Annotated in this window: 13 protein-coding genes and 1 tRNA gene; 5 read left to right on the top strand and 9 right to left on the bottom strand. The window is 59.0% G+C overall.

Features of this window, described 5'->3' with window-relative positions:
* Window positions 1–229 precede the first annotated feature (229 nt).
* Window positions 230–2,140 (bottom strand): hypothetical protein, encoded by a 1,911-nt coding sequence (locus NTU39_RS00650; protein WP_257958972.1) that lies wholly within the window; start codon window positions 2,138–2,140, stop codon window positions 230–232.
* 200 nt (window positions 2,141–2,340) lie between these two features.
* Window positions 2,341–3,171 (bottom strand): nickel/cobalt efflux protein RcnA, encoded by an 831-nt coding sequence (locus NTU39_RS00645; protein WP_257958970.1) that lies wholly within the window; start codon window positions 3,169–3,171, stop codon window positions 2,341–2,343.
* A 109-nt stretch (window positions 3,172–3,280) separates the two neighbouring features.
* On the opposite strand from NTU39_RS00645, the gene NTU39_RS00640 reads away from it, so the two are divergent.
* Together NTU39_RS00640 and NTU39_RS00635 are read left to right on the top strand one after the other, a co-directional pair.
* Window positions 3,281–3,550 carry a metal/formaldehyde-sensitive transcriptional repressor gene (locus tag NTU39_RS00640; protein WP_257958969.1) on the top strand — a complete coding sequence of 90 codons (270 nt, stop codon included), beginning with the start codon at window positions 3,281–3,283 and terminating at the stop codon, window positions 3,548–3,550.
* Window positions 3,547–4,194: an ABC transporter ATP-binding protein gene (locus NTU39_RS00635; RefSeq protein ID WP_308340639.1), complete on the top strand. Its 648-nt coding sequence runs from the start codon at window positions 3,547–3,549 to the stop codon at window positions 4,192–4,194. The genes NTU39_RS00640 and NTU39_RS00635 overlap by 4 nt, the downstream gene beginning before the upstream one ends.
* 38 nt (window positions 4,195–4,232) lie before the next feature.
* On the opposite strand, the gene NTU39_RS00630 is transcribed toward NTU39_RS00635, so the two are convergent.
* From NTU39_RS00630 to NTU39_RS00615, 4 genes are all read right to left on the bottom strand, one after another.
* Window positions 4,233–4,793, bottom strand: coding sequence for a hypothetical protein (locus NTU39_RS00630; RefSeq protein WP_150663761.1), 561 nt, complete (start codon window positions 4,791–4,793; stop codon window positions 4,233–4,235).
* A gap of 159 nt (window positions 4,794–4,952) precedes the next feature.
* Window positions 4,953–5,513, bottom strand: a complete 561-nt coding sequence (locus NTU39_RS00625; protein ID WP_257958968.1) for a hypothetical protein — start codon at window positions 5,511–5,513, stop codon at window positions 4,953–4,955.
* A 105-nt stretch (window positions 5,514–5,618) separates the two neighbouring features.
* On the bottom strand, window positions 5,619–6,269 hold the full coding sequence (locus NTU39_RS00620) for a hypothetical protein (protein ID WP_257958966.1): 651 nt from the start codon (window positions 6,267–6,269) through the stop codon (window positions 5,619–5,621).
* 88 nt (window positions 6,270–6,357) lie between these two features.
* Window positions 6,358–7,035, bottom strand: a complete 678-nt coding sequence (locus tag NTU39_RS00615) for a hypothetical protein (RefSeq protein ID WP_150663758.1) — start codon at window positions 7,033–7,035, stop codon at window positions 6,358–6,360.
* Between the two features lie 236 nt (window positions 7,036–7,271).
* On the opposite strand from NTU39_RS00615, the gene NTU39_RS00610 reads away from it, so the two are divergent.
* From NTU39_RS00610 to NTU39_RS00600, 3 genes are all read left to right on the top strand, one after another.
* Window positions 7,272–7,742, top strand: coding sequence for a low affinity iron permease family protein (locus NTU39_RS00610; RefSeq protein WP_257958965.1), 471 nt, complete (start codon window positions 7,272–7,274; stop codon window positions 7,740–7,742).
* Window positions 7,743–7,971: 229 nt separating this feature from the next.
* Entirely contained in the window at window positions 7,972–9,858 is a 1,887-nt protein-coding gene (locus tag NTU39_RS00605) for a methyl-accepting chemotaxis protein (RefSeq protein ID WP_150663756.1), read from the top strand.
* Window positions 9,859–9,993: 135 nt separating this feature from the next.
* Window positions 9,994–10,078, top strand: a tRNA-Leu gene (locus tag NTU39_RS00600).
* Window positions 10,079–10,151: 73 nt separating this feature from the next.
* Here NTU39_RS00600 and NTU39_RS00595 read toward each other — a convergent pair.
* The 3 genes from NTU39_RS00595 to NTU39_RS00585 form a co-directional block, all read right to left on the bottom strand.
* Entirely contained in the window at window positions 10,152–10,688 is a 537-nt protein-coding gene (locus NTU39_RS00595; RefSeq protein WP_150663755.1) for a hypothetical protein, read from the bottom strand.
* A 131-nt stretch (window positions 10,689–10,819) separates the two neighbouring features.
* A complete protein-coding gene (locus tag NTU39_RS00590; protein ID WP_373275345.1) occupies window positions 10,820–12,148 on the bottom strand; it encodes an MFS transporter in 1,329 nt (442 codons plus the stop codon).
* Window positions 12,149–12,287: 139 nt separating this feature from the next.
* Window positions 12,288–13,169, bottom strand: a complete 882-nt coding sequence (locus tag NTU39_RS00585; protein ID WP_150663753.1) for an isocitrate lyase/PEP mutase family protein — start codon at window positions 13,167–13,169, stop codon at window positions 12,288–12,290.
* Window positions 13,170–13,229: the final 60 nt, after the last annotated feature.

Below are 13,229 nucleotides of genomic sequence, written 5' to 3'. Positions count from 1 at the left end.
CGAAAGCGACAGTCCGATCGTCGCGAGTTTCAGGGCTTTGAGCAGGGGCTGCATCATGATGAGAGTCCTCCATCGGTGTTTGAGAGGAGCTCAGTGTAGATACGCGCCCTTCGTCGAACCAGAGGGCGCCGCGCACAGCATTTGTGCGTTGACTGCACGAATCGAATGCGGTGGATACGCCGACTCCACTGTGCTGACGCCAAGGGAGCCGACGAACGCTGCGTGCGTTTTAGTTCGACCGCACCATGTTGCGCTGCTGCATGTACGACCTAAGGTTCTCATCCGTTACTTCTGCAAATTTCCGCTTCGTGACCGTGTTGGCCATGAACCCCCGAAGGTCCACCGAAGCCGCCATCGCCTTCAACTTCTTGAGGGTGTCGTTATTCAACGGCTGCATTGTCCAGTTGACCGTCAACTGCATCGCATCCGCTCTGTCCTGCCACGACATATTGTTGAAGGAAGAATGCATCTGGAACGCGGTACCGCTGCCGTTCATCCCCCTATTACAAATTGACATAAGCTCTCTTTCGGCCCATTTCACCCTTTCCGAGGGGTTATACGGAATGACAAACTCCTCACCAACCTCCTCCGGCGCCGTTTCTTTCTCGTCGAGACCTAACTGCATCCTGGCAAACTCGAAGTCTCTGTTGGACACCGGGAAATTCTCCAACAACCATTCCTTCGCCGCATTCTCGCCGACAATATCTACAATGGTTCCTCGATGGTCTGCGGACAGGATTCTTGCGAAATCTTGTAGGCATAAGAGCTTTTCATAACCGTCCGCCCACTCACTGAAACCAAGGAGAACGTCTATTCCGGCGGCGCGTTTCTCATCGTCGCTCTTGCCGTATAACAAACTTCCTAGGTTAAATCTAATTTCCCTTAAATATCGATCTCTATTGCGACTCCAATTACTATAATCTCTGACCCTTTCCTGCACAGAATCCTTGAAACTCTCCTGCAAACCCATCTGCCCATTCGATCTCAATCTATCATTAATTTCTTCTGATATTTCATCGAACTCCGACCTGGCTTTTTCACAATAACTTGCGATTATTCCAAGCGATTTTCTATCTCCAGATGCAGCAAACATACTTGAAAGATCATTTTTGAAGAATTCGCATAGCAGTTTGACACCGGCCGATTGAGTCTCTTCGCCCATGTGGGCCAGCTTCAGAACGACCTCCCTCAGAACAAGATTCGCGTCTCGTCCGTCGCCAACAATCTTGTCAATTCTTTGCCTCAGTTCGTCAGCAAAATCGGTTCGCTTTCTTTGATCTTCGGGAATATCCGGGTTCAGACTTGGAATTTCCTTCCAACCCACCAATATCCCGTGGGGTAGAAAAACGTAACCGGTAGCTTTTCCAAGACATTTGATTGCTTCGGAAGCATCCGCTCCGTTAAGCGCGAGAATTTCCGGCAACTCCTGAAGATCCGACTGGGGGATTTCCTTGATTTTATCCGGAATAATTTCGCAATATTTCATCAGAGCGTTAAAACGTTGATGCCTCCTAATTTCAATGATATCGGTAAGCAGACCAAATACAAATTTGCGCAATGAATCTTCGTCGACGCCCCGCATCGTTCTGAAGCACTCATCCAGAGAACGTTTTAAGTCTCGCGCCAGAATTTCCCTCATCTCCGGCCGGTCTTCATAACGAAGGGAATAATCGAGTTCGTAAAAAATTTCTCGACGCATCGGCCACTGTGAATCGGATCCTGTGATGGCGGAAAATTCCATCAACCGACTCAATCGACTCTCCCCGCGATCGCATGATTTGCGCAACAGTTCATGATAGTCACCTGCAGGGAAGCCTCGAAACAGCGCTGGACTGCTGCGCATCAGCTCCAATCCGTCTCGCACTTCATTTTTGTCTGCCGCATTTCCACTTAACTTTAGAGCCCTCTGAAAATCGGCCTTGAGGCCTTCGTACTCACTGCTTGATTTGTCGTACATCCAGTAGCGGGAAACCAGTTCCGGCGATTCGCCCTTCGCCACATCCGGCGGCGCTGGGGCGGCGAGCGTCAGATCCGAGGGGACTGTCTGTGCCGTGGCGGAGTGGCCATCGGCACGCTCGTTGACGATTTCGGCCGCCAACAATGTCTTGTTGGGGCCCAAATCAGATGAAATCGATTCCATGATCTATCTCCTTCGGTGAATGGAGATTTCATAGTGGTTCCGATTGGTCTACGCTCTTTGGGTTGCCGACATGGGCCTGTCGGATTCATCTTGCGGCGAATCCACGTTGGGGCCTTCGCCTTGATGATTGCCGATACTTCGCCCAATCCCGATTGCGCTTCTCGATGCGTTCGCCTGTCGATCGCTTCAAGCTGCGCAAATCAAACGTTCAGCAGCAGGTGCGACGCGCCCCGATAGATGACGTACACACCGACCAACACGATCACCGCGCCCGAGAAGTACGGTGCTTTGCGCGCGAACTCGCCAAACCCGCTCCAGCGGCGCGACACATGGCGCACGCTCAGCGCTGCCAGCGCGCCGGACGCCACCATCGTCATCGCCAGTCCGATGCTGAAGCACAGTACCAATCCCGCACCCAGTGCGAAGCGCTTGAGTTGCAGGCACAGCAGCAGCACGGTGATCGACGCAGGACAGGGCACGAGCCCCCCCGTCAGACCGAACATGACGATCTGGCCTGTCGTGACTTCGCGTCCGGCGAAGCGCTTCTCGATGTCGCGGGCGTGTGCACGCTCGTGGGCGTCCTGATAGCCGTCGCCGATGGCTGTCAGCACCTGCGGGTGAGCATGCCGATGGTCGTGGTCATGGTCATGGTCATGGTCATGGTCGGCATGATGATGCGCGTGCGCACGATGACCGTCGCGCCATGTGCGCCACAGCATCCATCCCGCAACCATGAGAATCAGAACGCCCGAGACCACTTCGAAGTACGGCTCGGACGCTTCGGGGTTCCAGTTGCGCCCGAAATACATGCCCGCCATGGCGACGAGCCAGACCACCGCCGTATGTGACACCGTTGCCGAAAGACCGAGCAACACCGCCTGTCCGACGGTGCCGCGAATCGCAACGATGAACGCCGCCATCATCGTCTTGGAATGGCCAGGCTCCAAACCGTGTAACGCGCCGAGCAATATCGCGCTCGGAATGAACAGCCAGGCACTGCCTTGCTGGAGAAGGGTTGGGAAATCAGCCATTTCAGGAAACTCGGTAGGGTTGTGCGATGTCTCGCAATATACCCCCCACCAGTATATTTGTGTTAGGATTTTTTCAATCGATTTTCATTGGACAGGGGCGCGACAAGCCGTGCATACGATTCGGGACAAGAACAAGCTATTGGCACGGGTGCGTCGCATTCAAGGGCAGACGCAGGCGTTGGAGCGGCAGTTGAGCGAAGAGGGCGACTGCGTCGAAATCCTTCAGCAGATCGCTGCGATTCGCGGTGCGATCAACGGGCTGATGGGCGCGGTGATCGAGGGCCATCTCGTCGATCACATCATCAACGAGCCGGATCAGGCACAGCGGGAAGCCGAACTGGCTCCCTTACTTCACGTCATCAAGGCTTATCTGAAATGAGCGAAGTTATGCATCACGCGTCACTGCTTCGCTTCGAAGGGCTCACCCGACGTTTCGACGATTTCACGCTTTTCGAGAACCTGCGTTTCGACGCCGGTCCGGGCTGCTTCGCGTTACGCGATGAAGGCGGTGGCGGCAAGACGACGCTGCTCGGCATGCTCGCAGGCACAGTGGATACGGGCGGTGGAAAGGTGTGGATCGACGGGCATTCGATGCAGAGCGAAGCCGACGCCGCAAAGGCCGCGCTGGCCGTCGTGCCGTTCGATTGCATGACGGAACCCATGCAAACCGGACGTGGCTTCCTTGAGCAACGTGCGGCACAACGTCAGGTAACGGTGAGCGAAGACGTCCTCGATCTCGCCGAACGCTTCAGCCTGATGCCGCACATGGAGAAGCGCTTCGAGCAGATGTCGACGGGCACGCGTCGCAAGTTCTATCTGACGGCGATATTGTTCGGTACACCGCGAGTGATCCTGGCAGACGAACCTACCGGTGGCCTCGACGGCCCTTCACGCGCGGTGCTGATCGATTTGTTTTCTATGCTCGGCAAAGATCACTGCGTTCTGTTCTCGACACACGACGATGAACTGGCCGAGGGATGTCGGGCGACGACCCTCGCATTTCCCGCAGCATTCGCGCGATAGGTCACAGGACCCCGGCATACCTCTCGCGACTTACGGCTTCAGCTCTCTTTGACGGCATCCAGAAAGAGTTGAACGGTCTTGCGCTCGCTCTCCGGAAATTTGCCGAGCCATTCCGGTCCGTCGAAGTCGGCGAGAACTTCCAAAATCAAGGCGTCAAACCACGATTTTTCCAACAGCTCATCAAACGCGTCCAGAACCATCTCCAGCCCTCTGCTACGGTCGTGCTCCGGGAGTTTGTCGATGTTCCACAACAGTTCCGCCATGACCGCTTTGGCCGTTGCGTTCATGTTCTGCGATGAAATGATCTCAACCCCAATGGCGCCCTTAAGCTCGCTGATCTGCGACTCGGTGCTCTCCTGCTCCGGCCTTTCGGACACTTCTGTCCATACGTCATAGATCTTCGAAAAATCGACATCTCGAAGGATCGGCGGCTCCCGTAGAGACGATGCGTACGGTTGCAGCTTCGCATCCGACGATGCCTGCCTCGCCCGGGCAAGGTCTCCGGCAACGCCCGTTCGTGTGAACGACGGCCCCTGCGCGGCATCCGGCTCGCAGGGGGGCTGAATCGGCGAAAGGCCCGAACTTGTGACGTTTTCCATGATTCAACTCCTGAGAGATTGGGAGCCCCGGTTGCACGGGAGCTCCACCAGCTTCACGTCGCGCCAGTGTCGCGACCTGTGACGTACACCAATCGCCGCGAGAACGGCGCCATGCGTATGGCGCCGTCTTGCGAGAACTACGGTGCGCGAATGATGCCGTCAGCTGTTCTCAACACTGTCCATAAAGAGCTGAACGGTCCTGCGCGCGCTCTCCGGAAATTTTTCAAGCCATTCCGGTCCGTCGAAACTAGCGATGACTTGCGGCAGTACGTCGTCAAACCAGGCTTTCGACATCAGTTGCTCAAAGGATTCCAGGACCGTCTCCAGCCCCCTGCCTCGGAGGTTCTCGGGGAGTTCGTCGATGCGCCACAACAGTTCCCTCATCAGCGATTTGGCCGATGCCTTCATGTCTTGTGACGAAGCTAGCTCAGCGCCAATGGCGGCCTTGAGCTCGGCGACTTGCGACTCGAGGCTCCCCTTCGTCGGTCGATCGGACACCTGCTTCCATACGTCGAAGATTTTCGAAAAATCTACGTTCTGAAACGGCAACGGATCCCCTATGTACGTTGAGCCCGGTCGCAGCGCCGCATCTGACGAGGCCTGCTTCGCCCCGACAAGATTTCCGGCAACACCGGCCCCCTCGGAAGATGATCTCTGCACGTCCTCTGGCGGGGAATGGGGCTGAATCGGCGAGAGGCCTGAATTGATGGCGTTTTCCATGATTCGATTCCTAAGTGATTGGGAGTTCCAGTAAGTGACGGCGAAAACGCCGCACTTTCGGTTACAGCCGCGGGGCTTTTCGATTCGTCGCCCACGCGCTCCGACTTACTTCATGACCATCCCGGCCGCGTCGACGACGGCTTTCGCTAACGCAAACTGCTGGGTGCCGCTCAGCTCGTTGTACGTGGATTGCGGCACGGTATTGCTCAGGTATTCGCACAAGCCACTATCGGCGGCAAGCTCGGCCAACGCGGCCACCCAGGCATTCGTATTGTCGTCAAAGCCTTCGAACGTCCAATTGACAATGGCCTCGAAAACTTGCCGCTTTCCGTCATCGCTCAGACCCCGGACCGAAGCGGGGTCCGACCTGACGTCCTTTCCGTAATAGCGCTCTCGAATTGCCTTCTTCACGTCCTCTTTCGCCAGTTCGATTGCCTCATTCGAGTCTTTGGCATCACTGACTTCGTCACCTTCGTTCGCTTTCTTCTCGTCCTGCAGCACGCTTCCTGCGCCGTCGCCCTCCTGGCCCAGGAATATCCTGAAGGAAAGTTCTCTACTTCCTAGCCGATCCACCGGTATTACGACAACGACATCCGTATCTCCGGGCAATATCTTCATCGACTCATTCGCACCGTGGCCTGCCCGACGCAGGTCGGCTCCTATTTGCGAAATCGACGTGCCAACCTTGTTTGGGTCGGCATCCTGGGGGACAAGTGGTGCAGCGTAGGCGGCTGAATTCACGGAAATCTGTTGCATGATTTGACTCCTTGGCGATAGATCGGGATTGGGCGCATGACAAGGTTTGCCGACGTAACCACGTGGCGAACCAGGAATAGACTTGAAATTATTTGATTCGCATACCGAACGTATTGATCACGGATTTCACCAATTGGTTTTCCGCTAGCTCGTCCAGCTTGTCATACGTGTGCTGTGAAACGGTGTTGGCGAAGTGGCCAACGAGCCCCTCTTCCGCAGCGAGGTCAAGAATCACTGCAAACCATTTTGGCGTTAGTTCACTGGAGTTCGAAAGCACCCAATCAACGGTGGACGCGAAAACCGCTCGCTTCCCATTTTCAGTCAACGTGATAAACGATTCCGGCACCTCGGTCGTCTCGGCACTTTCACTATCGATGTGTCCATATCGCCGATGAATCACCTTCTGCATCTCTGTCTTTGCAGTTTCAATGTCGACGTACGAATCTTCTATGTGGCCGCTATCCTGACCTTCTTTAGTCTCATCGATCGCCTTCCCCGACTCGTCTGTGCCAGTCGGGTTCGGATCCATCTTCATCGACACAGCAAGGTGGCGAATCCCGACTGAGTGCGTCGTCACCAATAGCTGGATGTCTCCAGTTCCGCAGGGCGGGCACAGAATCGAGTGACACTGCCCGTGACACACAAAACACAGATCACGGGCCATCGTTGGATGTTCCTGTGGACTGGCCTCCGACTTGACGGGCTGGGACGACACTTGCGCGGCATAAGCCGCCGTATTCGCATTCGCGCTTTCAACCATTGGCATGACTCAACTCCTCGTACAGATGGGAGTTTCAGATTGGCACCAATAGCGCGGCGCACTTTCGCTTTATGCCCCGTGCCTTTGGCAACCTGAAGCCGTAGGGAGTCGCTTGTGACATTGGCGCGTTAGCGGTCTGGGGAAACCCTTGGATATTGCGAACGCGCTTAGGCATTGCGAATTCAACGCCCGACGCACCTATGCCATCATCCGTCTATCGCTTCAATCCACGGGAGACGGTCATGAATGGCAAATGGTTTTCGAAGTTTTCGAGCTACCTATCCACACTGACCGGGCGTCCGGCCTCGTTTGTCCTGGCGGTCGCACTGGTGCTGATCTGGGCGGTGACCGGACCGCTGTTCGGCTACAGCGACACGTGGCAATTGGTCATCAACACCTCGACCACCATCGTCACCTTTCTGATGGTCTTCCTCATTCAGAACACCCAGAACCGCGATACGGCGGCCATGCACATCAAACTCGACGAGCTGATCCGTGCAATGGAAGGCGCACACAACGCCCTGCTCGATCTCGAAGAACTCGACGAAAAGGAACTGACCCGCTTCCGCAAGCGCTACGAAGCGCTCGCGAACGACGCGCGCCTCGCGTTGCGAAAGGGAAATCCCGATACCGATTCGCCGTTCATCGATGAAGGCGATCACGACGACGATGACCCGGACGCAAAGTCATCGACGTTTCAACGACCGAAATGAGAAATAAAAAGTTGTCGATCAAAGGCACCATTGAAGGACATCGGACCTGCCGTTGAAGTGCAGCACACGGGCGTTGATTCCTGCTCACTAAAGTTATTGCGCCACCCAGCCGTAAGCCCAGAGAGCAAGGACGTAATGGAATCACTGTTTCGCTGCTCGGGTGCCCCCAAATCGCCTGAGCGGCCGCCCCCAATCAACGGCTCGCACGCGGGCCTACCGATGAAAGCCCATGAAAGTCACTTCGTTGCGAACCCGGATTCTGCTCATCACCTGTCTGACGGTCGTGGGCGCGCTGATCCTCTCAGGCGTCACGACCTACGTGATCGTGCGCGACAGCATGATGTCTAGCATCGAGCACACGCTCTCGGCCGTGGCTAACGGCAACGCGGGCACCGTCGAGCGCTGGGCGGCCGACAAGGCGCAGGCGGTCGTCGCCACGTCGCAAGTGGTGGAAAAGGGTGACCCCACCGGCCTCGTGAAGCTCATGGGCAAGACCAACGACTTCCCGATCACCAGCATCGGCTGGTCGGACAAAACGTTCTTCTCCACCGCGCCCACCCCGGCGGACTACGATCCGACCGCCCGCCCCTGGTACAAGAGCGCGGTCGCGGCCGGTAAGCTGACCGTCACGAAGCCGTACGGCGATTCGTCGACGGGCATTCCTTACGTGGCCTTCACTGCGCCGCTCGTGCGCGACGGTCAGACGACCGGTGCGATCAGCGGTGCGGTTGCGCTCACCGGCGTGCAGGACATCATCAAGGCCGTTCACCCCACGCCGTCGAGCCTCGCGCTGGTCGTCGCCAGCGACGGTCAGGTGATCGCTCACCCGGACAGCAAGTACTCGCTCAAGCCGTCGACCGACGTCTCCGCCACGCTCACCGCCGACTCGCTGCCCGGCATGGCCGCCGACGGCGCGGCGCCGGTATCGATGGACCTGTCCGGCGCGGTCAAGCTGCTCAAGGCCAAGCGCATTCCCGGCACGGACTGGTATCTGGTGGTCGCGCTCGACCGCGCGGAAGCCACGTCGGGTCTCACGCACGTGCTCACGGCCACCATCGTCACCCTGGTGGTGCTCACGCTCGTCGCCCTGCTCATCGCCTCGATCTTCACGTCGCGCGCCTTCAAGCGCCTGTCGATCGTGCGCGATGCGATGGACACCATCGGCTCGGGCGACGGCGACATGACCCAACGTCTGGACGTCACCGGTCATGACGAAGTCGCGCAGATCTCGAAGTCGTTCAACGCCTTCGTTGATAAGATCAGCACGGTCATGCTCGATGTGCGCACCGGCGTATCGTCGATGACGTCGGCCACGAGCGAGATCGAAATGGGCAACCGCGATCTGTCGCAGCGCACCGAAGCATCGGCCGGATCGTTGCAGGAGACGTCGTCCGCGCTCACCGAACTGACGTCGAGCGTCAAGCAGACGGCCGACACCGCCGAGCATGCGACGCGACTGGCCAACGACGCGAGCGCCGCCGCCGCACGCGGAGGCCAGGTCGTCACCGACGCCGTGGGCACGATGGCCGCCATTACGCAGTCGTCGGAGCGCATTACGGAAATCATCAGCGTGATCGACGGCATTGCCTTCCAGACGAACATCCTGGCGCTCAACGCCGCCGTGGAAGCGGCACGCGCGGGCGAGCAGGGCCGCGGCTTTGCCGTGGTCGCGGGCGAAGTGCGTACGCTGGCACAACGCAGCGCCGCCGCCGCACAGGAAATCAAGGGCCTGATCGAGACGTCGGTTCAGAACGTGAAGAGCGGCACGGAACGCGTGCAGGCGGCCGGCACCACGATGCATGAGATCGTCGACGGCATCACGCGCGTCCAGCGTCTGGTGAGCGAGATTCACGGCGCGATGACCGAGCAAAGCGCGGGTATCAGCCAGATCGACCGGTCGGTGTCGGAGATGGATCAGGCGACGCAGCAGAACGCCGCGCTGGTGGAAGAGTCGGCGGCCGCATCAGCCATGCTCAGCGAGCAGGCGCGCATGCTGGCGGAGACGGTGGCCCGCTTCCGTCTGCGCGAAGGACACGCCATGGATTCGCACGGCTTCGGCGGCATCCACACACCGGCGCTGACGGTTGTCAGCGGGTCGCAACGGCTGGCGGCCTGAGATATACCGCACGTATATCTCCCCAGGCGGTGTGTCGGTAGTGAGCGCGTCGCGCGCGCAAGACGGTTGCGCGGCGCGCGAAGCATTCACAAAATCCAATTTTCCCGTTACAATCGCGCTCCCTTGCAGGACAAAGCCGACGTGGTGAAATTGGTAGACACGCTATCTTGAGGGGGTAGTGGCGAAAGCTGTGCGAGTTCGAGTCTCGCCGTCGGCACCAAGGTTTCAGAAGGCAGAAGATCGAAAGGTCTTCTGCCTTTTTCGTTTTCTGCGTCACGCTTCTTCGGTGCCAGTCACCGCAGCATGCCTGCCCGGCGCAGCAGCCGTTGCACCCGCGGCCAGTGCTCGCGCGAGAACGTCCCCAGGCCGACCCGGTGCCAGTGACGTTGCACCGCCGCACGCCCGTCGGGGCCATCCGTCAGAAAGCATTCGAGCGCGGCGGGGCGAAGGCGCATGTCGATCCTGCCGAACTTCTGCATCAAAAACCCGAACAGCGTGTAGCGGCCATGCTCGCCCGGAATACGCATTTGCCATCGGGCAACGAACGCGCGCCAGGCTGACGTGCCGCTCCCGTGCTGCACGGCGCAGATCCATTGCGTGATGATGTCGTTGTACGCATCGTCGCCCAGTCCCAGAAAATCGGTCTGGAATCGAAACGCCGTGTCGGTGTCAGGCGGCACGGTGGGAAACGGCAGTGACCACGACGGTCCGGGGACATTGAATGCACCTTCGAGATCGCACGCCACATCTGGCGTCAGACTCCCGCGGCACAACTCCTCCGCATCGGAGGGCAGGACAAGACTGAGGTCGAGGATCGGCGACGGCATCATGGGCGGAACTCCGCAGCAATAGTCGGCCCACGATGCCACGCGTGGGCCAACGCACTTTGCGGATCCGTCACCGGATTTCGCGAATCCGGCGGAAGCTGGGAATCTGCCCGTCAAAACGCGCGGGAAAGGTCTCAGTCGAACTTGCGACCGCGCGTCTCCGGCATCTTGAGATAGACGACGAGCGAGATCGCCGCGCAGATCGTCACGTACCAATAGAAATACGACTCGTGACCGCTCGCCTTGAAGCGCAGCGCCACGAACTCCGTCGTGCCGCCGAGAATCGCTGTCGTCAGCGCGTACGGGAAGCCCACGGCAAGGGCACGAATGCGCGGCGGGAACAGTTCGGTTTTCGCCAGCATGTGCACCGATGTAAAGCCCGAGAGCATCACCAGTCCGGCGAACGACAGTGCAAACGCCACCAGCGGGTCTTTCGTGTGGGCGAGCGCCGTGAAGAGCGGCACGGAGAAGAGCGTGGTGCTCACGCCGAAGATCATCAGCACCTTGCGACGGCCGATCACGTCCGACAGCAGCCCGAACAGCGGTTGCAGCGGCATGTACAGCAGCAGGGCGAGCGTGGAGACGAACGTCGACGTCTCTTTCGTGAGGCCGACCGAGTTCACCAGGAACTTCTGCATGTAGACGGTGAACGTGTAGAACGCGACCGTGCCGCCGATGGTGATGCCGATGGCGAGCAGAATCTGACGCCAGTGTGCGAACACCTCGCGTGCAATCGACGTCTCGCGCTTCTTCGCGCTGTCGACGAACGCCTCGCTCTCCGTCACGTTGCGACGCATGTACAACGCGAACAGCGCCAGCACGCCGCCCAGCACGAACGGAATACGCCATCCCCAGTGTTCGATCTGCTCGGCCGTCAGCAACCAGCGCTGCATCACCAGCATGAGCCCCAGTGCGACGAGTTGCCCCGCCACCACGCTCACTTGCAGGAAGCCGAGGAAGAAGCCCTTGCGGTTCTCCGGCGCGACTTCGCTCAGATACGTCGCGCTGGTGCCGTACTCGCCGCCCATCGACAGACCTTGCAGCAGGCGTGCCGCGATCAGCACGATAGGCGCGAAGATGCCGATAGTCGCGTAACCGGGCGTGAGCGCGATCATCATCGAGCCGACGCTCATCGCCAGCACCGAGCCCGTGAGGGCCGCCTTGCGGCCGCGACGGTCGGCGTACAGGCCGATGAGCCAGCTACCCAACGGACGCGCCACATAACCGACCGCCGCAATGGCTGCCGTGTTCATCAGCTGGACGGTCGGGTTGTCGCCGGGGAAAAAGGCCTTCGCGAAATAGATCGAGAAGATGCTGTAGGCGAGAAAGTCGTACCACTCGATCAGGTTGCCCGCAAGGCCGCCGACGATGGAGCCTATCTTGACGGGGGCGCGAGTGGTGGCGGTGGAAGCGTTGCGGGAATGCGGTTGACGTGCGGTGAGGGATTCCGAGGGGGGCGTCACAATCTGTCTCCGATACTTTTTGTTTGATGCCGTCTTGCAGTGATGCGGAATTGCGGCAATGCGGTGCGGCTTGGGATAGAACCGGCGACGCACCCGAATCGATGCGTCACCTACTTGCGAATGTCGAAAGCGGTACCGGTCAGTCGGCGGCGTACTTTTTGTCGAGGGCGTCGTAGAACGGCTTGTTCACCAGACGCTGACGCTCCGCAAACGGCACCACGAGCGACGGGTCTTCGTCCAGACGCCCGCTGTCGCGCAGCGTGCCGAGCGCTTTCTGCATTCCGAGCACGGCGCTTTGCAGCGCGGCGTTCGCGTACAGCACGATGCCGTAGCCCAGTTCGGCCAGACGCGGCTGCGATTGCGTCGGCGTCTTTCCGCCGATGACGATGTTGATCAGTTGCGGACGGTCGAACAGGGCGGGCAGACGTTCGATGTCGGCCAGCGTCTCCGTCGCTTCGATGAAGAGGATGTCGGCACCGGCTTCGATGAAACGACGGCCGCGCTCGATAGCCGCTTCGATCCCTTCGACGGCAGCTGCATCGGTGCGCGCGATGATTTGCAGATTGCCGTCTTCGCGAGCATCGACGGCGGCGTGGAGCTTGCCCACCATCTCGTCGGCAGAGATCACGGCCTTACCGTTGAAATGGCCGCACTTCTTGGGCAGCACCTGATCTTCGAACTGGATGGCATCCGCACCGCTGCGCTCCAGCACGCGTACCGTGTGACGCACGTTCAGCGCGTTGCCGAAGCCGGTGTCGGCGTCGACGATGATCGGCAGCGACACGGCATCGCGCACGCGCGCCGTGTGTTCGGCCATCTCGGACAGTCCGACGAATGCCAGATCGGGCAGACCGAGCGACATGTTGGTGACGCCCGCGCCGGTCAGATAAAGCGCCTCGAAACCGGCGTCTTCGATGACGCGTGCCGAAAGGGCATTGAAAGCGCCGGGCACAAGCAGACCCTGTCGGGCCTCGACCTTACGGCGGAATTCGGCGCGGCGTTGTGCAGTCGCGGTAGTCATGATGACGGTCTCCGTGTGAGTTATCGGTAAATGGAGATACCGTTCGCAATCTGCGTGCCA

The organism is Pandoraea commovens (genome assembly GCF_024704525.1).
GTDB lineage: Bacteria > Pseudomonadota > Gammaproteobacteria > Burkholderiales > Burkholderiaceae > Pandoraea > Pandoraea commovens.
Note: the sequence above shows the minus strand (reverse complement) of the source record. Positions and strands in the feature narration are given on the sequence as shown.

What these genes read in the sequence shown, in the direction of transcription:
- NTU39_RS00650 (WP_257958972.1), bottom strand. Translation starts at nt 2,140, where the DNA reads ATGGAATCGATTTCATCTGATTTGGGCCCCAACAAGACATTGTTGGCG.
- NTU39_RS00645 (WP_257958970.1), bottom strand. Translation starts at nt 3,171, where the DNA reads ATGGCTGATTTCCCAACCCTTCTCCAGCAAGGCAGTGCCTGGCTGTTC.
- NTU39_RS00635 (WP_308340639.1), top strand. Translation starts at nt 3,547, where the DNA reads ATGAGCGAAGTTATGCATCACGCGTCACTGCTTCGCTTCGAAGGGCTC.
- NTU39_RS00630 (WP_150663761.1), bottom strand. Translation starts at nt 4,793, where the DNA reads ATGGAAAACGTCACAAGTTCGGGCCTTTCGCCGATTCAGCCCCCCTGC.
- NTU39_RS00625 (WP_257958968.1), bottom strand. Translation starts at nt 5,513, where the DNA reads ATGGAAAACGCCATCAATTCAGGCCTCTCGCCGATTCAGCCCCATTCC.
- NTU39_RS00620 (WP_257958966.1), bottom strand. Translation starts at nt 6,269, where the DNA reads ATGCAACAGATTTCCGTGAATTCAGCCGCCTACGCTGCACCACTTGTC.
- NTU39_RS00615 (WP_150663758.1), bottom strand. Translation starts at nt 7,035, where the DNA reads ATGCCAATGGTTGAAAGCGCGAATGCGAATACGGCGGCTTATGCCGCG.
- NTU39_RS00610 (WP_257958965.1), top strand. Translation starts at nt 7,272, where the DNA reads ATGAATGGCAAATGGTTTTCGAAGTTTTCGAGCTACCTATCCACACTG.
- NTU39_RS00605 (WP_150663756.1), top strand. Translation starts at nt 7,972, where the DNA reads ATGAAAGTCACTTCGTTGCGAACCCGGATTCTGCTCATCACCTGTCTG.
- NTU39_RS00595 (WP_150663755.1), bottom strand. Translation starts at nt 10,688, where the DNA reads ATGATGCCGTCGCCGATCCTCGACCTCAGTCTTGTCCTGCCCTCCGAT.
- NTU39_RS00585 (WP_150663753.1), bottom strand. Translation starts at nt 13,169, where the DNA reads ATGACTACCGCGACTGCACAACGCCGCGCCGAATTCCGCCGTAAGGTC.